Source organism: Paramesorhizobium deserti, assembly GCF_001558695.1.
Classification (GTDB): domain Bacteria; phylum Pseudomonadota; class Alphaproteobacteria; order Rhizobiales; family Rhizobiaceae; genus Paramesorhizobium; species Paramesorhizobium deserti.
Map to the genome: position 1 here is coordinate 241,913 of NZ_LNTU01000038.1, position 21,377 is coordinate 263,289.

General features: G+C 60.8%; 19 protein-coding genes. 8 read left to right on the forward strand and 11 right to left on the reverse strand.

Annotated features, from left to right (window positions below):
* Positions 1-5: 5 nt before the first annotated feature.
* The gene (locus ATN84_RS22125) at positions 6-989 is read right to left on the reverse strand and encodes a DUF2332 domain-containing protein (protein ID WP_068884673.1); all 984 of its coding nucleotides are present in this window, start codon (positions 987-989) and stop codon (positions 6-8) included.
* A 290-nt stretch (positions 990-1,279) separates the two neighbouring features.
* On the opposite strand from ATN84_RS22125, the gene ATN84_RS22130 reads away from it, so the two are divergent.
* The gene (locus tag ATN84_RS22130) at positions 1,280-3,220 is read left to right on the forward strand and encodes an alpha/beta hydrolase domain-containing protein (RefSeq protein ID WP_244491168.1); all 1,941 of its coding nucleotides are present in this window, start codon (positions 1,280-1,282) and stop codon (positions 3,218-3,220) included.
* A gap of 6 nt (positions 3,221-3,226) precedes the next feature.
* Here the strand turns inward: ATN84_RS22130 and ATN84_RS22135 are convergent, their stop codons facing one another.
* Together ATN84_RS22135 and ATN84_RS22140 are read right to left on the reverse strand one after the other, a co-directional pair.
* Positions 3,227-3,721 (reverse strand): NUDIX hydrolase, encoded by a 495-nt coding sequence (locus ATN84_RS22135; RefSeq protein WP_068884674.1) that lies wholly within the window; start codon positions 3,719-3,721, stop codon positions 3,227-3,229.
* Positions 3,722-3,776: 55 nt separating this feature from the next.
* Complete coding sequence (locus ATN84_RS22140) at positions 3,777-5,579, reverse strand: ABC transporter ATP-binding protein (protein WP_068884675.1); 1,803 nt, start codon at positions 5,577-5,579, stop codon at positions 3,777-3,779.
* A 467-nt stretch (positions 5,580-6,046) separates the two neighbouring features.
* On the opposite strand from ATN84_RS22140, the gene ATN84_RS22145 reads away from it, so the two are divergent.
* From ATN84_RS22145 to ATN84_RS22165, 5 genes are all read left to right on the forward strand, one after another.
* A complete protein-coding gene (locus ATN84_RS22145; protein WP_068884676.1) occupies positions 6,047-7,561 on the forward strand; it encodes a S10 family peptidase in 1,515 nt (504 codons plus the stop codon).
* 131 nt (positions 7,562-7,692) lie between these two features.
* Entirely contained in the window at positions 7,693-8,658 is a 966-nt protein-coding gene (locus tag ATN84_RS22150) for a helix-turn-helix domain-containing protein (RefSeq protein WP_068884677.1), read from the forward strand.
* Between the two features lie 138 nt (positions 8,659-8,796).
* Complete coding sequence (adh, locus tag ATN84_RS22155; RefSeq protein ID WP_068884678.1) at positions 8,797-10,314, forward strand: aldehyde dehydrogenase; 1,518 nt, start codon at positions 8,797-8,799, stop codon at positions 10,312-10,314.
* A gap of 114 nt (positions 10,315-10,428) precedes the next feature.
* Complete coding sequence (locus ATN84_RS22160; protein WP_068884679.1) at positions 10,429-10,764, forward strand: DUF779 domain-containing protein; 336 nt, start codon at positions 10,429-10,431, stop codon at positions 10,762-10,764.
* A 149-nt stretch (positions 10,765-10,913) separates the two neighbouring features.
* Positions 10,914-11,318, forward strand: a complete 405-nt coding sequence (locus tag ATN84_RS22165) for a DUF6766 family protein (RefSeq protein ID WP_068884680.1) — start codon at positions 10,914-10,916, stop codon at positions 11,316-11,318.
* A 5-nt stretch (positions 11,319-11,323) separates the two neighbouring features.
* On the opposite strand, the gene ATN84_RS22170 is transcribed toward ATN84_RS22165, so the two are convergent.
* The 8 genes from ATN84_RS22170 to ATN84_RS22205 form a co-directional block, all read right to left on the reverse strand.
* Positions 11,324-13,144, reverse strand: coding sequence for a PAS domain-containing sensor histidine kinase (locus ATN84_RS22170; protein WP_082766435.1), 1,821 nt, complete (start codon positions 13,142-13,144; stop codon positions 11,324-11,326).
* 145 nt (positions 13,145-13,289) lie between these two features.
* A complete protein-coding gene (locus ATN84_RS22175) occupies positions 13,290-14,009 on the reverse strand; it encodes a glutathione S-transferase (RefSeq protein ID WP_068884681.1) in 720 nt (239 codons plus the stop codon).
* 126 nt (positions 14,010-14,135) lie between these two features.
* A complete protein-coding gene (locus ATN84_RS22180) occupies positions 14,136-14,567 on the reverse strand; it encodes a YybH family protein (RefSeq protein WP_068884682.1) in 432 nt (143 codons plus the stop codon).
* 96 nt (positions 14,568-14,663) lie between these two features.
* On the reverse strand, positions 14,664-15,917 hold the full coding sequence (locus ATN84_RS22185) for an RNA polymerase sigma factor (RefSeq protein ID WP_068884683.1): 1,254 nt from the start codon (positions 15,915-15,917) through the stop codon (positions 14,664-14,666).
* Positions 15,914-16,288 carry a YciI family protein gene (locus tag ATN84_RS22190; protein ID WP_068884766.1) on the reverse strand — a complete coding sequence of 125 codons (375 nt, stop codon included), beginning with the start codon at positions 16,286-16,288 and terminating at the stop codon, positions 15,914-15,916. Before ATN84_RS22190 ends, ATN84_RS22185 begins: the two co-directional genes overlap by 4 nt.
* An 88-nt stretch (positions 16,289-16,376) precedes the next feature.
* Positions 16,377-17,477, reverse strand: a complete 1,101-nt coding sequence (locus ATN84_RS22195; RefSeq protein ID WP_082766436.1) for an ABC transporter substrate-binding protein — start codon at positions 17,475-17,477, stop codon at positions 16,377-16,379.
* Positions 17,474-18,877, reverse strand: a complete 1,404-nt coding sequence (locus tag ATN84_RS22200; RefSeq protein WP_068884684.1) for a sensor histidine kinase — start codon at positions 18,875-18,877, stop codon at positions 17,474-17,476. Before ATN84_RS22200 ends, ATN84_RS22195 begins: the two co-directional genes overlap by 4 nt.
* Positions 18,864-19,541, reverse strand: coding sequence for a response regulator transcription factor (locus tag ATN84_RS22205; protein ID WP_068884685.1), 678 nt, complete (start codon positions 19,539-19,541; stop codon positions 18,864-18,866). Before ATN84_RS22205 ends, ATN84_RS22200 begins: the two co-directional genes overlap by 14 nt.
* Positions 19,542-19,854: 313 nt before the next feature.
* Between ATN84_RS22205 and ATN84_RS22210 the strand changes: the two genes are divergently transcribed.
* A complete protein-coding gene (locus tag ATN84_RS22210) occupies positions 19,855-20,826 on the forward strand; it encodes a Bug family tripartite tricarboxylate transporter substrate binding protein (RefSeq protein WP_201026424.1) in 972 nt (323 codons plus the stop codon).
* 69 nt (positions 20,827-20,895) lie between these two features.
* On the forward strand, positions 20,896-21,354 hold the full coding sequence (locus ATN84_RS22215) for a tripartite tricarboxylate transporter TctB family protein (RefSeq protein WP_068884686.1): 459 nt from the start codon (positions 20,896-20,898) through the stop codon (positions 21,352-21,354).
* Positions 21,355-21,377 lie beyond the last annotated feature (23 nt).

Sequence of the window (21,377 nt, forward strand, 5' to 3'; positions counted from 1 at the left end):
TCTTCTTACCCGTCAATCCATTCGAGCGCCACGCCTTGCGGGTCTGTCCAGGCGATGGGAACGCCATTATCGGAAAGCAGGAAGCGACCCGGCGCCGGAGCCTTTCGGGTGCGATTGGAAATTTCCGGAAAGACGCGGGGTGACTCATTGGAAATCCAATGCTGGCAGAGGGACATTGCGCGCGCGGCGAAAGCATCTCTCTCGGCCTGATTTGCAATATAAGTCAGGACGGCCGTATGAAAGATGACAAGAGTGGCATCGGCCGGTGCCTCCTGGCAGAGCCTCTCCAGGTCATTTCCGATCAGATCGCCTTTTATGAGCCGCAGCTTCTGCGCCGCTGCGATGCGCAACCCCGCCCTTAAATTTGCCAGACGGTCCTCTTGTTCGGGCCAGACCAGTGTTTCCAGCCATGTGCATTGCGATGGATCAGCGGCATCGATCGGGTTGATATCCAATCCCGCGCGCCAGATAATTTGCGGCATCGCTGTAGGAATAGGTGCGGCTTGATTGAGAGAACAATTGAAAACAGGATAATTTAATTGTGGCTTGGCTGGGTAGATCGACCCGCGCCCGTAGTTGTAACCGTAGAGATCCGGAATAAGGCATAAGCCTGCAGACGCACCGACCTCGATCAACGCCAATGGCTGTGGCAGGTGAGTGAGCAAGGGCAATAAGACAGCGCACCGTGCAGGTTCGTTGGTTTGCGTCGAGCGTAACAGCATGACAGAACGCACCATATTGGAATGGGCCAAAAGCGTTCTACGAAAGTCTGGCCAATCCTTGGGAATCCCGAACAGATGGCGTATGGCAGCAAACAGCAGGTTCGGTTGCTGCTTTTCCTTCGGCAATGTCATGAGGAATCCAATAGCGGTTCGGTCTTCCGCGACGCCCTGCGCCAGCGTCTCGTATAGCGATGAGCGGCCACGGGCCTCCTCTTCAGCAAATCTGGCGTAGCGAGCCGAAAGCTCGACTGCGTCCTGCTCGCTCATATTTCACATCCATCGTAGTTTGATCTTTTGCGGCCATGGCTTGTTTAAAGCACGCTCAGGAAGGAAACAATAATCAGCCGTCACCTCGACGAAAACCAGCGATGAGGTGCCACGTCTGATGATGATCACCCTAGAGAATATTCGATGAGCCGAACCGGACGACAGTTACTGGCGATTCTGGTTGTTATGCAGAGTGGAAAATCTTGTATACAAAAAAGTTGACTTTGCGCGCATGACAGATGATCTTACATACGAAATTTGCTGTGGAGCTGAATGAGGGAGGAACTCGAATGGCCGGCAACTTCATGCGGCTGGTTGGCGTCGCGATACTGGCCGTATCCGCTACAGGAAGCGCGGCCGACGCAAAAATCATCGATTTTCGTATTCTTGAAACAATCAGCCCTGCCTTTGAAGGGACGGCTTTCGGCAAAGCAGGCGCCTATGAACGTATCGACGCGGTGGCGGAATTCGCCATCGATCCGAAATCCGAGCGCGGTCAAAAAATCGTCGATCTCGACAAGGCGCCTGTCGACGCCATGGGTATGGTCCGCTTTTCAACGGAAGTAACGATCTTGCGTCCCGTTGACGCGACAAAGAGCCAGGGCGTGCTTTTATATGAAGTCCCAAACCGTGGCAGAAATCTCTCTTTCACACTGATGAATCTCTCGGACACGTCCAGCTTGCCAAAGACGGTGGAGGATCTGGGTGATGCCTACTTGATGAAGGAGGGCTATACGGTCGTCTGGAGTGGCTGGCAGACCGGCATTCCGGAAGATCTGGTAAACCTCTCTTTGCCCAAATTGTCCGATGTTACGGGACTCTCGCGTGAGGAGTTCGTGTTCGACAAGGCCGAGCCCGTCAGCGTGGCGAAGCTGACTTATCCGGCAGCCGATTTCGATCCCAAAAAAGCAACTTTGTCAGTGCGCCTGAGGGCGGAGGAGCCCCGCGCTGTCGCACCCGGTCTTTCATTCAGATATCTGTCACCGACATCGATCGAGATCACCCGCCCGCAAGGGCTGGACGCGGGAGCGATCTTTGAGTTCACCTATCCGGCCAAGGATGCGGTGCCGGCCGGCTTGGCGTTTGCCGCGACGAGCGATCTCGTTTCTTACCTGCGTGGCAATCCCGGGCACGATGCACCTGCGATCCTCACCGGGGTCAAGAGCACGATCGGTCTCGGCATCTCGCAGTCCGGCCGCTTTCTGCGCGATCTCATCTATCAAGGCTTCAATTCGGACGAACAGGGCACCCGGGTATTCGACGGTGCCATGGCACATATTGCCGGGTCACGGAAAAGCTTCACCAATTATCGCTTCGCACAAGCTGGCCGCTATTCGCGCCAGCATGAGGATCACGATTTTCCGGGTGACCAGTTTCCCTTTACCTATGCAGAAACAACCGATCCGCTCAGTGGACGAAGCGGCAGTATTCTGAGTGCTTGCAGCACCAATGATACCTGCCCGAAGATCATGCATACGGATACCTCAACGGAGTTCTGGCAGGCGCGGGCCTCGCTCATCTCGACATCACCGACCGGCGAGCCGCTCCAGATGCCTGAAAATGTGCGCCTCTATTTCATTGCCGGAGCACCACACTTTACGAGTTGGACGCCGCAAGGCGAGCAGGCATCGATATGCCGGTTTCCAGCTAATCCTCTGAGCTCTGCGCCGGTTATGCGCTCTCTGCTCGCCGCGATGCGTAGCTGGGTTCTCGATGGGAAAGACCCGCCTGCAAGCGTCTATCCTTCGGTGGCGGACGAAACGCTGGTGCCGTTAGACGAATTGAAGCTGCCCGTTTTTGGGCAAGACGCCTATACGCCGGTCTATAATGTCCTGAGGGTGCGTGACCATGATACCCTACCGCCCAAGGACGGCCCTTCCTATCCGGTTCTTGTGCCGCAGCTTGATGAAGATGGCATTCCCATCGGTGGCATCAAGGATCCGGCGGTCGCTGCTCCGCTCGGCACTTATTGGGGTTGGAACCTTCGCAAGGATGGTTTTGCTGGCGGCGATCTTTGTGGGCTGAATGGCAGCTACATTCCGTTGCCGATATCTGGCCAGGAAGCGAAAGGAGATAGCCGCAAACCGGTGGTCGACCGTTATCCCGACGCGGACGCGTATCTGAAGGCCCTTTCTGCGGCCAGCGACAAACTTATTGCCGCAGGAGTGATGCGCGCAGAAGATACCGACCTCATCCAGGAACGCGGCAGGGCAATGTTCCCACAGCAATAAGGGCGATCATTTCTGATCCGGGTCTGTCTGCGATGGGGCGTCCTGTCTTGCAGCGAAATCCGACAAGATGGCGCGCTGGCCCTTATGGATCCGGCGCTCGGCCTCGGTCAGCGAAAACCAGCCTGCTTTGTCAACTTCGGGAAATTCTTGGAACGATCCTGATCGTGGTGGCCATTCCATGCGGAACGTGTTGCTGGTGATCGCCGCGACATCGATTTCGGGATCAGCCTCGACTGCCCAGGCGATGACGATCTTGCCGCTGGGCTGCCTGTATTCATCCAGACGTTCGAAGCGCCCGTCGATTTCGACGCCGAGTTCCTCCCTGGTCTCGCGCCGCGCGGCCGTCAACTCGTCCTCTTCCTCATCGATCAGGTCCTTCGGTATCGACCAGGCGGCTTCGTCCTTGCGCGCCCAGAATGGCCCGCCCGGATGGACGAGCAGCACCTCGTAGCCGCTTTCGACGCGGCGGTAGATCAACAATCCGGCGCTGCGTTCCGCCATGCCGATTTTCTCGCTGAATTGCAGAGAGGAAGGGCCAATGATGGCCCTCCCGAGATTATACGAAGCCCTTGGTCAACTCCAGCGCCTGGCGTTCGAACAAGCGGCGATAGACTCCGTTCTCGCGCCGGATGAGCTGCGCGTGATCGCCTTCCTCGATCACGCGGCCGCGATCGAAGACGAGCAGCCGGTCGAGCGAGCGCACGGTCGAGAGCCGATGCGCGATGACCAGCGTCGTCCGTCCGACCATCAACCGTTCCATCGCCTCCTGGATCAGCACCTCCGATTCCGAATCGAGGCTCGATGTCGCCTCGTCGAAGATCAGGACCGGCGCATCAGCCAGAAAGGCGCGGGCGATCGCGACCCGCTGGCGCTCGCCACCGGAAAGCTTGACACCGCGCTCGCCGACCAGCGTCGAATAGCCCTTGGGCAGGGCACTGATGAAATCGTGAGCGCTTGCAAGTCTTGCGGCATTCTCGATTTCGCGCATTGACGCGCCTGGCCGGCCATAGGCGATGTTCTCCGCCAGCGAGCGGTGGAACAGGATCGGCTCCTGCTGCACGATGGCGATCTGGCCGCGCAGCGACGACTGCTCGACTTGCGCGATATCCTGACCGTCGATCAGGATGCGCCCGTCCGTGACGTCGTAAAGCCGCTGGATCAGCTTGACGAAGGTCGTCTTGCCCGACCCCGAATGCCCGACGAGGCCGACACGCTGGCCCGCGGGGATCGTCAGCGAGAAGTTCCTGTAGAGCGGCGTGACATGGCCGCCATAGTGGAAGGTGACGTTCTCGAAATCGATACGGCCTTCCTCGATGGCGATCGGTCGCGCACCCCGTTGGTCCTCGATGCCGAGGGGCTGATCGTGGATCTCGACCAGTTCCTCCATTTCGTTGACCGAGCGCTGGACATTGCGCACATGCATGCCGACATCGCGCAGATAGCCCTGCAGAACAAAGAAGGCCGTGAGCACGAAGGCAATATCGCCCGCGCTTGCGCGGCCGCTGCTCCACAGAACGATCGCGAAGCCGATCACCGCCGCACGCAGAACGAGCAGCGTCAGCCCTTGCATGGTTCCGTTGATCGTGCCGCGCACCCAGGTGCGCCGCGTGCGGTGACGCCACTTCCCGACGACCCTGGCAAGACGCGCATCCTCGCGCATCTCCGCGCCAAAGGCCTTGACGACCGGATTGCACGAGACCGCGTCGGCGAGCGCGCCGCCGAGCCGCGTGTCCCAGGCATTCGCCAGGCTTGCGGCCGGCGCGACATAGCCGAGTGATAGCGCAACTGTCAGCGTGACATAGACGATCGAGCCGATGGCGATGATGAGGCCCATCATGGGCCAGTACCAGCCGAGCAGCAAGGTCGAACCCACCAGCATGACCGCCGAGGGCAGCAGCGCCACGAGGATGGTGTCGTTCAGCAAGTCGAGCGCCCACATGCCGCGCGTGATCTTGCGCACCGTCGAACCGGCGAAGCTGTTGGCATGCCAGTCGGTCGAGAAGCGTTGGACGCGATGGAAGGCGTCGGCGGCGATCTCCGACATCATTTTCAGTGTCAGATCGATGATGCCGATGAAGGCGATGTGCCGCATCACAGTGGCGGCGCCCGAAAGGCCGAGCAGCACCAGAAAGGCGGTCACGGCCGCATTCCAGGCGATCTCGTCAGTGGCGGCACCGCGCGCCACGGCGTCAACCAGATGACCGGAATAAAGCGGCGTCAGCACGTCGGCCATTGTCGCGACGAGCACAGCGCCGACAATGACGGCAAGCCTTGCCGGCTGACGGCGCCAATGGACGCTCAGGAATCGAAACACATCGCGAAAGGCGTTGCCCCGCAGGGCATTGCGGAAGGAAGTCATGGTGTCAGCCGGATGCGGCACGCATCCGGTCCCAAATCAGAAATTCATGAAAAATGGCGCCGGACGCAAAACACGTCTTCAGGCGGTGCCGGTGTGATGCCAAGCGCATCCCATATGGGAGGGGCTCGGGCGGCAGCTGCCTTGACGTTGCGGCGCGGTAATCGGCAGGTGGTGACCTAGCCGCGCATGCGCTTCAAGCCGCTGCCTTTATGAGAAGAATAGAATGCTGGCATTCTTAGCCTCCCTTTGAAGGACAGAAACGGGAGGAACTTCATAACCGCGCAAAGTAATTTCGCCAAGTCCCCTTATTTCTTTCCTCCTGGAGGTGTGATCCGGGTGCAACAGGTCGATCGAGTGTGGTGCTGCACCCGCATAAGTTGAATGGAGGTCGACCAATTTTGACTTGGAAGGCATCTGCGGCATGATACCGTGATACTATGAAGCGATTTTTCCGTCCCGGAGGCATCATGTATTCCAAGGTCAGAGCTCTAGCGATAATCCTGCTGTTCATTGCAGGCGGTCTTTATCCGGGCCAGGCAGCGCTGGCCGAACGGGCGGCACCTTCAGGTGGCGTGCTGTCGCTTCTCCCGCCGCCGCAGACAACAGACCATTCCGTCGCCCTTGCCGGACGCACGCTCAAGTATCAAGCCAAGGCCGGTACACTGTCGCTTTTGTCGGGCAAGGGCGATGTCACCGCGGAAATCTTCTACGTCTCCTATACGCTCTCCGGCGAGACCCCCGACGCCAATTCGAAGCGTCCGATCACCTTCGTCTTCAACGGTGGTCCGGGCGCGGCATCCGCCTATCTGCATATCGGCGCCATTGGTCCGCGCATCATCGCGACCGCCGCCGATGGTGCGTTCCTCCCGCCGCCTCAGACGCTCGTGGATAATCCGGATAGCTGGCTCGACATGACGGACCTCGTCTTTGTCGATCCGGTCGGAACGGGTTACAGCCGCGAAGCGCCCGGCCAGGAGACGCGCAATTTCTGGGGCGTCAACCAGGATGCGACGTCCATGGGGGCATTCGTCCGGCTTTTTCTCACCCAGACCGGCCGCATGGGATCGCCGGTCTTCCTTGCCGGCGAAAGCTATGGCGGGTTCCGGGCGGCTTTGCTCGCCAAGACGCTGCAGGAAGACGCAGGCGTCAATGTGAACGGTGTCGCGCTCATCTCACCGGCGCTCGAATTCATGCTGGTGCGGCCGGACGAATTCGATACGCTGCACTGGGCGCTCGAACTTCCGTCGTTGGCCGCGGTGCGTCTGCAAAGCGAAGGTGTTGCCGGCGACGCGCTGCAAGCGCGATTGGCCGAGGTCGAGCACTATGCGCTCGGCGATTATCTCGCCGCCCTGACCGGCGGGCTGGAACAGGGCGGCCAACACGCAAGCCAGCGTGTGGCGGAGATCACCGGCCTGCCGCTCGATCTCGTCCAGCGGAACTTTGCGCGTATTTCGACGGGGCTTTTCGTCAAGGAGTTTGCGCGCAAAAAGGGCGATGTGCTGAGCGCCTATGACGGCACGATCGCAACGGCGGATATCGCCCCCGACAGTTCAAGGAACAATGGTCCCGATCCGGTGCTCGACCGCAGCGTACCGGTGCTGACCTCGGCCTTTGTCGACTATGCGCGGAACGAGCTGAATTTCCACACCAATATCAGCTATCGGCTCCTGAACGGCGAGATCAGCCGTGCCTGGGACTATGGCATCGGCTCACGCCAGGGCTATGCCGGCGTCATGAACGATCTCCAGCGGGCGCGCTCGCTCAATCCCGCCCTCGGTGTGCTGATCATCAACGGCTATACCGATCTCGTGACGCCCTATATGACGTCGCGTTATCTCGTCAGCCAGATTCCTTCCCTTCCAGGCGCAAGGCGCATCCGCGTCGCGGCGGTGGAAGGGGGGCATATGATGTATTTCAGGCCGGAAGGTCGACGCGCGCTGAAGGAACACGCCTCGGAACTCTATCGTGGGGTCACGGAATGATCCGGAGTGCAATCGCGTTTGCGTGCTTGACGTGGTGGCCACCCCACGCTCATTCTGCATCTGCGATCGGCCGGAACGGGAGTAAACGGCAGGGCCGCATTTAGACATAGTTCAGGCCTCGGGAGGAGCGCATGGACGAGCACCCATTCGATCGCCATGCAGATCGGATTCAGGCCGCGATTGCGTCGGACGCGACGGCCAGATCCGCGCTGATCGCCTCCTGGCGCCGCTCCTGCAACCTGCACCGGCTTGATCCCGCTTACCGCAAATCCCCCAAGCGCTTGTCTGACGCCCAGTTGAACGAGGCACGGCAGAGGATTGAACCGCTTGTCGTGGCGGCCAAATCCAGCCTGGACAGACTTTATCTCGCGGTGGGCGGGGCTGGATGCTGTGTTCTGCTGGCCGATCGCGATGGCGTGCCGGTCGAGCGGCGCGGAGCCATTGCCGATGACGATACGTTCCGCGAATGGGGCCTTTGGACGGGCGCGATATGGAGCGAGGACAGCGAAGGCACCAATGGCATCGGCACCTGCCTGGTGGAGCAGCGGGCGCTCACCATCCACCGTGACCAGCATTTCCTGACGCGCAACACGGATTTGAGCTGTACGACGGCGCCCATCTATGATCACGAGGGGAATTTGGCCGCGGCGCTCGATGTGTCGTCCTGCCGGGCCGATCTGACGGAAGGGTTCGTCAATCTCATTTCCATGGCGGTGATCGATGCGGCGCATCGGATCGAAATGGACAATTTCCGCATGGCTTTCCCCAAGGCGCGGATTTTGCTGGCGCCGGTCGCTGAGAAGAGCAGCAGGGCGCTCGTCGCGGTCGATGCGGATGATCTCGTGATCGGCGCGACCCGCGCTGCCCGTCTGGCGCTGGGGATCACGCCCGGTTGCCTGAAGAAGCCGCTGCCGGTGAGTAGTCTCTTCGGCTCCACGATCGAAGCGGAGAATTTCGCCGATGCCGAACGCGGCGTTCTGCAACGGGCGCTGGCGCGTGCGGATGGCAATGTCTCGGCCGCGGCCCAATCGCTCGGCGTTAGCCGCGCCACGCTGCACCGCAAGCTGAAACGCCTGGGTATTGAGCGCCCACATTGATTTTGGCGTCGGCAAGTGTCGCAGGATTGCGACACTTCGCAGATCAATCGCCTTGGGTTGGGCTGACAGCAAAGGCTGCTGCGGCGATGCTTCCTTCGGAACGCCGCATCCAGCGGCGTCGCTTCTCGGGAGGAAGACATGAACAAGGTAGAATTTTCCCGCACGGTGAAAGTCCCCTTCGCCAAGCGGTATGACAATTTCATCGGCGGCCAATGGGTCGCGCCTAAGTCGGGACGCTATTTCGAGAACATCTCCCCGGTGACCGGCCGGCCGCTCGGCGAAATCGCCCGCTCGGATGCGGCTGATGTCGAGGCCGCACTCGACGCCGCCCATGCCGCCAGGGAGGCCTGGGGACGCACGAGCGCCGCCGAACGGGCGCTGATCCTCAACCGCATCGCTGATCGTATGGAAGAAAACCTCGATCTTCTGGCGCTTGCCGAAACCTGGGACAACGGCAAGCCGATCCGTGAAACGACAGCCGCCGACCTGCCGCTCGCCATCGACCATTTCCGTTATTTCGCCGGCGCTATCCGTGCCCAGGAGGGTGGCATCTCCGAAATCGACCACGACACGGTCGCCTATCATTTTCATGAGCCGTTGGGCGTCGTCGGTCAGATCATCCCATGGAATTTCCCGCTGCTGATGGCCTGCTGGAAGCTCGCCCCGGCGCTCGCCGCCGGCAATTGCGTCGTCATCAAGCCCGCCGAACAGACGCCCGCGACTATCATGCTGTGGGCCGATCTCATCGGCGACCTCCTGCCAGCCGGCGTGCTCAACATCGTCAATGGCTTCGGCCTCGAAGCGGGCAAGCCGCTGGCCTCATCCCCGCGCATTGCCAAGATCGCGTTTACCGGCGAAACGACGACCGGTCGGCTGATCATGCAATATGCCAGCCAGAACCTGATTCCCGTCACGCTGGAATTGGGCGGTAAGTCGCCCAATATCTTCTTCGGGGATGTGACCGCTGAAGATGATGATTTCTTCGATAAGGCGATCGAAGGCTTCGTCATGTTCGCGCTCAATCAGGGCGAGGTCTGCACTTGTCCGAGCCGGGCACTGATCCACGAAGACATCTACGATGAATTCATGGAGCGCGCGCTGAAACGCGTCGAGGCGATCGTTCAGGGTGATCCGCTCGATCCCGCCACGATGATCGGCGCGCAGGCATCCTCCGAACAACTGGAGAAGATCCTCTCTTATATCGACATCGGCCGTCAGGAAGGTGCTGAGGTTTTGACCGGCGGCGAGCGCAATGAACTGCCGGGCGACCTTGCCGGCGGCTATTACGTCAAGCCGACTGTCTTCAAGGGCCACAACAAGATGCGCGTCTTCCAGGAGGAGATCTTCGGGCCGGTCGTCTCGGTCACGACCTTCAGGGATGACGACGAGGCCTTGTCGATCGCCAATGACACGCTCTACGGCCTCGGCGCGGGCATCTGGAGCCGCGATGCCAATCGCTGTTATCGCTTCGGCCGCGCCATCCAGGCGGGCCGCGTCTGGACGAATTGCTATCACGCTTATCCCGCCCATGCGGCGTTTGGCGGCTATAAGCAGTCCGGCATCGGGCGCGAAACGCACAAGATGATGCTCGACCACTACCAGAATACGAAGAACATGCTGGTCAGTTACAGCCCGAAGAAGCTCGGCTTTTTTTAAACTTGGCAAGCCTCGGAGCGGCGCGGCCATGCCGCGCCGCCTGGTTACTTTGATGTCGCTTGATCTCACCTGGAAGTCTGCAGCTTCCTCGGGATCCTGCATCGGGAGGATCATATGACCGGTAAAGTTTCGGCCACAACCGCTGCGTTGCAGTTGCTTGAGGAGATCGTAGCGGATCACGGTCCCGTCCTCTTTCACCAGTCCGGCGGCTGTTGCGACGGTTCGTCGCCGATGTGTTATCCGCAGGACGATTTCATCGTCGGCGATAATGACGTGCTGCTTGGGTTTATAGGCGATGCCCCGTTCTATATCAGCGCCTCTCAATTCGAGGTGTGGAAGCATACCGATCTAATCATCGACGTGGTGCCCGGGCGCGGCGGCATGTTCTCGCTCGACAATGGGCGGGAAAAGCGGTTCCTGACGCGCTCGAAGGTCTGTGCCGTCAGATAGAAAGCCGTCACGGACACTGGCGATGCAGTCTGCCCCTCATCAATAATCATTCCAAATTAAGACCTTGGGAACCCAGGAGGCTTTTCTGGCGTTTTCCAGCCTATCCAGGTTCAAAGCTGTTCCTGGACCTGTTCTGGAGAGACGACACAATGGCCCGGAGATCCATCTGGCGCGGCTATGGCTACGCTTGGGTAACGCTCGCATTTTTTGTTCTGACCATTGTCGGACATTGGATGTTTGGCTGGTTTGCTTTCGTGAACGAACAGCGGAGCCACGGTGAAGCAGCTACCTTTGGTCCGTATGCCGTCGAGATGATGCGCGATACGCTGGAGAACTGGCAGTCGGAATTCCTGCAACTCCTTTGGCAGGTCGGCGGACTGGCCTTCCTGCTCTTTCTGGGCTCCCCCCAATCGAAAGAGGGCAATGACCGCCTGGAAGCGAAAGTGGACGAATTGCTCCGGCATCTCGATCAGGAGCGCGGTGAGGCGATCATCCACGAGATTGATGATCGTTATTCCGGCAGGCATACCGACGAGCCGCATGCCCATCTGTGATGGCTTCACCGCGCGATGGCCTGATCGCGCGCTACGGAAAGCATGATCATGAGGCCTTCCGGACTCCAGTCCCGTGTGATCCGGCCGCCGAGCGGGCCGAGGGTGGCGCGCATCAGGAGTGTGCCGAAGCCTTCATCCGCGGGCTCGGATTCGACGGGTGGGCCGCCGCGCTCGCGCCATGTCAGGACGAACTGGCCGCCATCTTCACGGCAAGTGATGTCAACACACCCCCGCGCAGCGGAAAGGGCGCCATATTTGGCTGCGTTCGTTGCAAATTCATGCAGGAGCAGCGCGAAATTCGTCACCGCCGTACCGCTGAGCGGCAGGTCGGGGCCAGTGATGACGGCGCGGGGTTCGCCATTATCCCTGTCCTCCTCGAACGGCAGCAGGATCGACCGGATCAGGGCGTGAAGCGTCGTCTGTCCCTCACCACCGGCGGTGGCGTCCCACATCTGGGGAAGGGTCAGAGAGTGGGCCTGGGCCAGCGCGGCGAAACGCTCACGCACCCCGGAGATGAGTTCCTCGGTGGAGCCGGCCGACCGGGCGCTCAGCGTCACCAGGCTGCTGGAGAGGGTGAAGAGGTTCTTCACCCGATGGTTCATTTCCCGCAAGAGCAGGCGTTGCTGCTCTTGCGCCTGCTTGCGCTCGGTGATGTTGCGGGCGATTTTCGAGGCACCGACGATCCGTCCCTGGGCATTCCTGATGGGAGATACCGTCAGCGAAATATCGATCAGCGTGCCGTCCTTGTGCTGCCGAACGGTTTCATAATGGTCGATACGCTCGCCGCGACGGATACGCGCTAGGATTCGCGGTTCCTCATCCTGCCGATCCGATGGCATGAGTACGGTGACCGGTTGGCCGATCACCTCATGGGCTTTGTAGCCGTAAAGGCGCTCCGCTCCGTTGTTCCAACTCGTGATGATGCCGTTGAGGTCCTTCGACAGGATGGCGTCGTCGGAGGACTCGACGATAGCCGCAAGCCGCTGCGCCGTCTCGTCGGCGATCTTGCGTCCGGTGATGTCCACCAGCAGGTTGACCGCACCGGTCAGTTCGCCGGCTTCGTCAAAAAGCGGCGTCGGAAAGGCGAGGAAAGGCACGCGGTGACCATCCGGCCGCTCGGCGGCGGCCTCCATGCCAGCGATCGCCCGCTTCTCCTTAAGCGAGATGGCCATCGGGCATTCGTCATGGGGCGGGGACGTGCCGTCGGGCCAATAGAGCTTCCACGATCCGCAAAACCGGTCTTTTCCAAGTTCGGGCCGAACGCCCCACAACTCGGCGGCGGCTTCGTTATAGAAAGAGATGCGTCCTTCGGCGTCCGTGGTGTAGAGCGCCGCCTGCAGCGTCTGCAGGATTGTTTCGAATTCCTTCTTCCGCCGCATCAGGGCCCCGCGGGCCTTATGCTGTTCGGTGTGGTCGCGAAAAACGTTGATGGCACCGGCAACATTACCATCGGCATCTTTCAGCACCTCGATCGAGAGCAGCACCACAATGCGGCTCTTGTCGGGCCGTTCTATCACGATTTCCCGGTCGTACACGCTGTTGCCGGTCGCAAGCGCCACGGCCATCGGCCACTCCAGGTGGGGTATTTCGGCTCCTTCGACGTCAAGAAGGCGCCAGGAACCGCAGAAGCGCTGAGCGGGATCGCCGAGACGAGGAGAGCAGCCCCACAGTTCGGTCGCCGCCCGGTTGTAGCGGATGATCAGGCCATCCCGATTGCAGACACAGACGCCGACCGGCAGAAGCTCGAACAGCGGATCATTTGCATTCACATCGAGCGCACCATCCGCAAGCTGCAGCGCATTGGAAAGATCGGCGAAAGGGTTCATCGCATGCTCCGGAACGTGGACACTGAAATCCGGGGGCCGAAGCCGCTCGGTTGAAGCCGCTGCACCAGCCGACTACCTTATTCAAGAATATCATGCGCAACGGCTTTTTCCAGTGGGCTCAAGACTTGCGGATATATCGGAGGGCTCAGCTGCCGTCCCTGTCCAGTTCCGGATAGTGGCGGAAGATGCCGAATTCATTGAAGGCGAGACGCCGTTCGGAGGTAAGGTATCGTTTGATGTTCGGCCTTTCCCTGACCGCATCGCGGAGGGCGGCCAGCGCCGGATATTTTTCTTCATAACGTTTCATGGCGCGGGGGAATGCATAGAGCAGTCCCTCGATCACCTGGAACAGCGAAAGATCAACATAGCTCAGGCTATCGCCGACGCTATGTCTGTCGCCATGCGGGTTCTGCCGCAGCACTCGTTCGAAATAGCCGAGATATTTCGGCAGCCGCTCATCGATAAAACTGGCGGCACGCGCCTTGGCGGGATCCTTCTGCTCTTCGTAATATTGCGAAACCGCGATCGGATGATGGGTGTCGTGGGCTTCGACCAGGAAATCGGTGATCGTCAGTTGCAGCCCGTTTGCGAAAAAGCGCAGCGTCTCATCCTGCGGGGCAAGCCCGAGCTTTGGCCCGAGATAGAAGAGGATATTCGCCACATGCGAGATGAGCACATTGCCATCCCTCAGGAACGGTGGGGCGAAGGGAATATGCTGTTCCGTGCGGCTCGCCATGATCTTCATCATCGCCGCGGTGTCCTTGCGGGCCACGTCCACATAGTCGGCGCCGGCTTCCTCCAGCGCCAGCCGGACGAATTCGCCCCGGCCCGGAATGCCATCCCAATAGTAAAGCTCATAGGCCATGCGATCGTCTCCCGGTCTGCTTACGTGGAATTTCAGCTAGCATTTGCACCGCTGAGGCAAATGGACCGGAAGGAGAATAGGTTCCCAAACGGGAATTGGGAACCGCTTCATGGCTTGCTGCTGGGCCTATGGCTTCAGATCGATCGCGGCCCTGAAGCTGCCGTCCATGTAGAAAGGAACGGATGTGTGTACATGCGCGATCTTCCAGCTTCCCTGTACCTTCTTCAAACCGAGCGTCTGACGAAACCAGAGATCGACGTTCTCACCATCTGTCTTGGTTCCGGACATATGGATGAGCCCCGTTGAGAAGGCCGCCTGGTCGCCAACGGCGATCTCGACGTTGCGGGCTTCGCCGCCGATCGGACCACGCCAGGTAGAGAACCAGGCTTCAAGATCTTCGGCATCATCACCCCTGAACTCCAGTGGCGGGGCGAGTGTGAACTGCACGATATCGTTGGTCAGGTGTCTGCGTACGCCTTCCGCATCCTTGTTGCTGATCGCGTTCGACCAGGCGGCGATGACACCTTCCACCTCATGCTTTTCGCTGGCTAGAACCATCTTTGCTGTCCTCCTGTCAGTTGGGTCTGTCCCAAGGACGAACGGACAGGCACCGATCCGACAGGGTCGAAGAAAATTCTGCTGGGGTGAAATAATTCAGGCGGAAGCGCCGGTTTGCGCGAGCTGGTCGAGATGCATGCGGATATGGGCGGCTTCGGCCGCAGTATTGGCGAGGGAGATGGCGCGGTCGAAGGCGATGCGTGCCTCCTCGTTGCGGCCGAGCTTCATCAGCAGACCGCCCTTAACGCCGAAATAGTGGAAATAGCCGGAAAGCCTTTCCTCCAGCGGTTCGATGAGGGCGAGCGCATCGGCGGGCCCGCGCACCTTCTCGACCGCGACCGCGCGGTTGAGCGTGACGACAGGAGAGGGGGTGTGTGTCTCGAGCGCAGCATAAAGCAGTTCGATCTCCCTCCAGTCCGTATCCTCGGGACGCGCCGCGCGGGCATGCAGCGCGGCGATCGCCGCCTGGATCTGGTAAGGACCAGGGCGTCTGTGCCGCATCGCCTTGTCGATGAGCGCCAAGCCCTCCGCGATCATCTGCCTGTTCCAGCGGCTGCGGTCCTGGCTTTCGAGCAGGATGATCGCGCCGTCGGCGTCGAAACGAGCGGCTGCGCGGGCATGCTGAAGGAGCAGCAGCGCCATCAGTCCCATGATCTCGGGTTCAGTGGGAAAGATGCGCAGGAGCAGCCGTGCCAATCTTATGGCTTCGTCACAAAGCGGAAACCGCGCCTTGGCCTCGCTCCCACCTGCCGAATAGCCCTCGTTGAAGATGAGATAGACCATGGCGCTGACGACCGCCAGCCGCTCCGCCCTTTCGATCGGGCCGGGCGTCTCGAAAGGCAGATCGCCCGCGCCGATGCGCGCCTTGGCCCGGGTAATGCGCTGCTCCATGGCGCTTTCGCTGACGAGGAAGGCGCGCGCGATCTGCCGTACCGGCAGGCCCGAAACGATCCTGAGCGCCAGTGCGATCTGCTGCGTGGCAGGGAGATCAGGGTGACAGCAGATGAAGAGCAGGCGCAGGATGTCGTCGCGATAATCGGCGACGTCCATCTTCTCGGCGACGGCGGATTCGGTATCTCCGAGGTCGGACAGCTGCTCTTCGGGTGGCAGTGCCTGATGCTTCGCCTGGCGCCGCACCACGTCGATCGCGCTGTTGCGCCCGACGAAGATCAGCCATGCCGTTGGATCGCGCGGCGGGCCATTTTTCGCCCAGCTCTTGAGCGCCTTCAGGCAGGCCTCCTGGAATGCTTCCTCCGCCGTGTCGAGATCGCGGAAATAGCGAAGCAATGCGCCCACCGCCTGGGGGCGGGCGGCAGTCAGCGCGGTGTCGATCCAAAGGGTGTCGTTCATGTCTGGCCTGGTGCGGGATGATAAAGCATGATTGGTCGGATTTCATAGGAGCCGGTGCCTGGATTGGCGCGCGCGAGATCGCGTGCGGTATCGAGCGCAGCATCGAGCGATGCGGCCTCGATCACGTAGAAGCCCAGGAGCTGTTCCTTCGTTTCGGCAAACGGCCCGTCTATGACGAGCGGCGCATCGCCGTTCTTGCGCAGGGTGGTCGCCGCCGTCGTCGGCAGGAGCCGGGCGACGGGACCGAGCCTTCCTTCCTTGGCAAGCCCCTCCTGCACGGCCATGAGTTTTCCCATGACCTCGTCTTCTTCCTCCTTGGACCAGGAGCCGACGACGTCTTCCGAATTATAGCAAAGGATCGCATAGAGCATTGGCACATTCCTCATCTCGTTCTCAGGACGAATGAGTATGGCCTTTCCCGACATCAGGTCGAGAATTTTTTGTTTCTGATGCGGTGGCTTATCGCATGGCCCTGCCGCCGCCGATGATCAGATTACTCCAGTCAGCGATGAAACGCTCGCGCTGCGCATGATCCTGGGCGGCGAGAAGCTCCGGGCCGATGCGGATCGGCCGCGCGATACCGGATTGGACGAGCGTCAGCGGGCCGTCGACATCCGGCGGCAGGGGACCTTTTTCGGAAAAGAAGAAGGCCTTCTCGCGGGCGACGGCCTGGCCCCGCGGCGATAGCAGATAATCGAGAAACCGGGCGCCGAGATCGCCGCGCGTCGCATTCTTCGGGATCATCGCGCCTCGGCTGAGAATCAGCGTGTAATCGCGGGGTAGGACGATCTTCAACTGCGGATTCCGCTTGTGCTCGGCATAGGCGTAGGAGCCGAGAATATTGTAGCCGATGTAGAAATTGCCGCTCGCCACCTGCTGCAGGACCTCGCTGTTACAACAGCGGACAGCGGCATCGGCACGGCTCATGCTCTCCAGAAGACGGCCATAGACGGTGGTCGTCTGCTTCGCGTCATAGAAGGCGAGCAGATAGCCGATGCCGGACTGGCGCAGATCATAGGTGCCGATCCGCCCGCGATAGAAATCGAGCTTGCGGCGAAGCAGATCGGCGAGCTCCACATGCGTCCGGGGTACGTCTCCGGCGGGCACCAGATTGCTGTTATAGACGAAGACGGACGGCTCGAAAGTGAAGCCGAAGACCTCGTCGCGCCAATTGGCCCATGGGGCGACGCTTCCGGTCCGTGGCGAACGATGCGGTACGGCGCAGCCGTCATTGGCGAGTTTAACCAACTGGTCGACGGAGGACGACAGATAGATGCTGCCAAGCGCGCTCCCATTGCCGCAGGCCTTGTCCGCATCATTGTAGAGATCGTTGGTGACATATTCGACATATTCGACGGCGATCTCGGGAGCCATCTTCTGGAAGTCGAGGATGAGCGGTTTCATCGCGTCGATGTCGGTGGCCGCATGGATGGAGAGCACGTCGCGTTCGACCTCTCCGGCCGCGAAGAAGTGGCGGCTGCCCTCCAGCGCATTTGCCGAACCGGCGAAGAAAATGACGGCCGCCGTGGCGGCGCAAAAGCGGATCAGAGCATTCTTCATTTCTGTTTCCTTACTTCTGCTTCTCCGCTCGCCAGGGGAATTTCGAGATAGACGGTGAAGCCGCATTCTCCTTTTTCGCGGAAGCCGAGATTGCCGCCATGGGCGGTTGCAACCTCTGACGCAATGGCGAAACCAAGGCCGCCGCTGCCCTCATGCGCCTTGGACGTGACGAAGCGCTGCGTCACCTTTTCCCATTCCTTGGGCGGAATGCCCGGCCCGTCGTCCTCGACTTCGACACGCGCATTGTCTTTGTCGCTGACGACCCGCACTTCGAGGCGCGATATCGTTCCATGCCTGAGCGAATTGTCGATCACGTTGACAATCGCCTCGCGTAGGGAGACCGGATCGCCCAGCACCATGGGCGCTTCGTTGGGCGCCTCGAACGAGACCACGATATCTGGATCAATGGTGATCGGGATGGCCGCGCGGAAGGCGCGCCTTGCAATATCCACCAGATTGACCGGCGCCAATTGCACCGATTCCGAACGGTGGATCACCATGGCGTGGCTCAAGAGCTGGTTCGTCAGCCGCGCCAGTTCATCGGCACGCTTCTTCACCCGGGCGAGATGCCGGCGGCCGGATTCGTCCATCTGGTCCTGGCCGAGCAGGTCCACCTGCGCTGAGAGCGCAGTCAATGGCGTCCTGATCTGATGGGCGGCATCGGCGATGAAACGCTGCAAAAGGTCCACCCGCTCGTTGAGCCGGCCCATGAAATGATTGATCGAGGCTAGGAAGGGCTGAAGTTCGCGCGGCGCCTCGACCTCGACCGGGGTCAGGTCCTGCGGATCGCGGCGGCGCATCGCGGCGCCCAGATGGGCGATCGGCTGCAGCGAGTAGCGGATGGCGAGCATGGTTCCCGCCAGGGCGAGGAGGCTCATCGCCGCAACGAGAATCGTAGCCCGATAGGTCAGCTCGCTGGCGAGCGCCCTGCGGGCCTCCGTCGTCTGCGCAACAATGACATGAGCGAAGCCCGAGAGGGTGGGATCCGAAAGCGCGCGGGCGACGATGGTGAGGCGAACCGGAACGCCGCGAAATTGCGTGGAAGCAAAGACCGGATCGGCGCGGACTGTATCGAGATCGATATCCGTCTGGAGATCATCATAGCCGGTCAACGTCCGCCCGGCGGGGTCCACGACGCGGTAGAAGATACGGTCGCTCGCCGCCAGCCCAAGCAGTTCGAAAGCTGATGATGGCAGGTTAATGACGAGATGGCCCGCGTCGACGGTCAGGCTTTCCGCCATCTGGATCGCCGCGCCGAGCAGCAGCCGGTCATAGGCGTCGTCCGCCGCGGCCCTGGCGTAATACCAGGCGGCAGTGATCAGCAATGCCGCTCCCGTGCACAGGACGAGGGCAACCCTTAGCGCCAGACGCCAGAAAAGCGAGGGCTCACGCCGTGTCATCGGAGACCAGCTGGTAGCCGAGGCCGCGGACGGTGACGATGCGGGCGCGCGAACCCTCAAGTTTCTTGCGCAGCCGGCCGACATAGAGCTCGATGGCGTTGTGATGGCCGGCCGGCTCCTCGAAGCCGAAGAGCTGGTCGAGCAGTTCGTCCTTGCTGAAGACGCGGCCCGGGCGCGTGGCGAGGATTTCCAAGAGCGTCATTTCCCGGCGCTTTAACTGCACCTCGCGCTTGCCGACCCGTACGCTGCGGCTCGATCGGTCGAGGACGATGTCGCCGCACTCGATCAGATTGGTCGCTTCCCCGGCATGGCGGCGCAGGAGAACGCGGGCGCGCGCCTCCAGTTCGCGGAAATCGAACGGCTTGACGAGATAGTCGTCGGCGCCGAGATCCAGCGCTCCCACACGATCCTCGATCTCGGAACGTGCCGTCAGCACCAGGACGGGGATGGACTTCCTGGCCTGGCGCAGGCGGCGCAGGATCTCGAATCCATCGAGGCTGGGGAGCATGACGTCGAGAATGACCAAGTCGTAATCGGTGAAATCGAGGATGTCGGACGCGGCCTGGCCATCGGTTTCCCAATCGACCGTATGCCCGACCGTCTCGAACCGGTGGCTGATCGCCTCCCCCACGTCCTGGGTATCCTCGACAAGAAGAATGCGCATTTTGATGCATTTGCACGGAAAATGGCGGCAATCAAGAAGAAGCGCGTGGAAACGGCCACCGCTGGATTCTCCCGTGACAGCATGGTGACAGGTTTCCCTTCTATGAATGCAGCAGCCTGTCCGCGGGAGAAGGACCGGACAGCGGCGCGGAGGAAATCGCGAAACTCACCCGAATACGGAAGCCAGGAGCTTCCGCGGGGTTCTCTGCACAGGGCCGATGCATCGTGACTGCATGCGATGCGACGGCCTGCATGCCGTTGTGACGAGATCCGGCATCCGGCGTAGGCCGATATAATCAACGTGGGAGAGGATTATGATGAAATTGAAGACTGGAGCCCTCGTCGTCGGCATGCTGTTCGCGGCGCTGGCGGGAAACGCGATGGCGGAGCCGGCGAAGCCCGAATGTCTCGCCGGGGCAAAGCCCGGCGGCGGCTTCGACCTGACCTGCCGTCTGGCGGCCAATTCGCTGCTCGAAGCCAAGCTGATTAGCAAGCCCATGGCTGTCACTTATATGGAAGGCGGCGTCGGCGCGGTGGCCTATAACCACGTGATCGGCAAGCGCGGCTCCGACGGCAATCTGATCACTGCTGCTTCTTCCGGCTCGGCGCTGCTGATCGCCCAAGGCAAGTTCGGCCAGTATGACGAGAACGCCGTCCGCTGGCTCGGCGCGCTGGGCGCTGATTACGGCGTGCTGGTCGTCGCCGCGGATTCGCCGATCAAGAATCTTGGCGAACTGATCGAGGCCTACAAGGCCAATCCTTCCGATTTCGCTATTGCCGGCGGCGGCGCCGTTGGGTCGCAGGACTGGATGAAGGGTGCGATCCTTGCAAAGGCCGCGGGCCAGGATCCGAAGTCGATGCGCTACGTCGCGCTGGAGGGCGGTGGCGCCGTGCTGACGGCGCTGGAGGGCGGCCATGTCAAGGTCGGCTCCGGCGATGCCGCCGAGATGGTGCAGCATCATACCGCCGGAAAAGTCCGCATCCTCGCTGTCATGTCGCCGGAACGCCTGCCGGGCGAACTGGCCGAAGTGCCGACCGCCAAGGAGCAGGGCGTCGATATCGAATGGCCGGTCTGGCGCGGCTATTACGTCGGCAAGGATGTTTCCGATGCCGATTACAACTGGTGGGTGGATACCCTCAACAAGCTGGCTGAGACGCCGGAGTTCAAGAAGGAGCGCGAGGCGCGCGGCCTTTATGAATTCACCCTCATCGGCAAGGATTTCGACGATCAGGTGAAGTCCGATGTCGCCCGCTTCAAGGTGCTTGCCAAGGAAGCAGGCATGTAATGACGTGAAGCGGTTTGCCGGTATCCGGCAAGCCGCCTTTCCTCTTCGTGCAAACGACGGAGAAAATCGATGTCGGACAAAACAAAAAGTACATCCCTTGCCGGAAGAGTAGGCGGCGTCTGTCTTCTCGCCCTGGCGGTCGCCTATGGTATCGGCGGCAGCCGGATCGAATATGCCTTTGCGTCCGATCCGCTCGGGCCGCGGGTGATGCCGGTCGCGCTGGCGATCGTGCTTGGCATCTTGTGCCTGTTCTACCTGCGAAAGCCGGGAATAGCCGAGGCTTTCCCGACCGGACCGCTTCTCGTCAAGACACTCGCCGTTCCAACACTCATCATCATTGCCGTACTTCTTCTGGAGCCGCTCGGCTTTGCTGCGTCGATCTTCATCCTGACGGCGGGAGTGGGCTGGGTCTTCGGTGCGCCGCTGCGCAAGGCGCTGATCGGCGCCGCCGGGCATGCTCTCCTGTGGTGGTTCGTCTTCTCCTGGCTGCTTGAGGTCTATCTGCCGAAGGGCACGCTTTTCGGCTAAGCCGGAAGCGGGGAACCTGACCG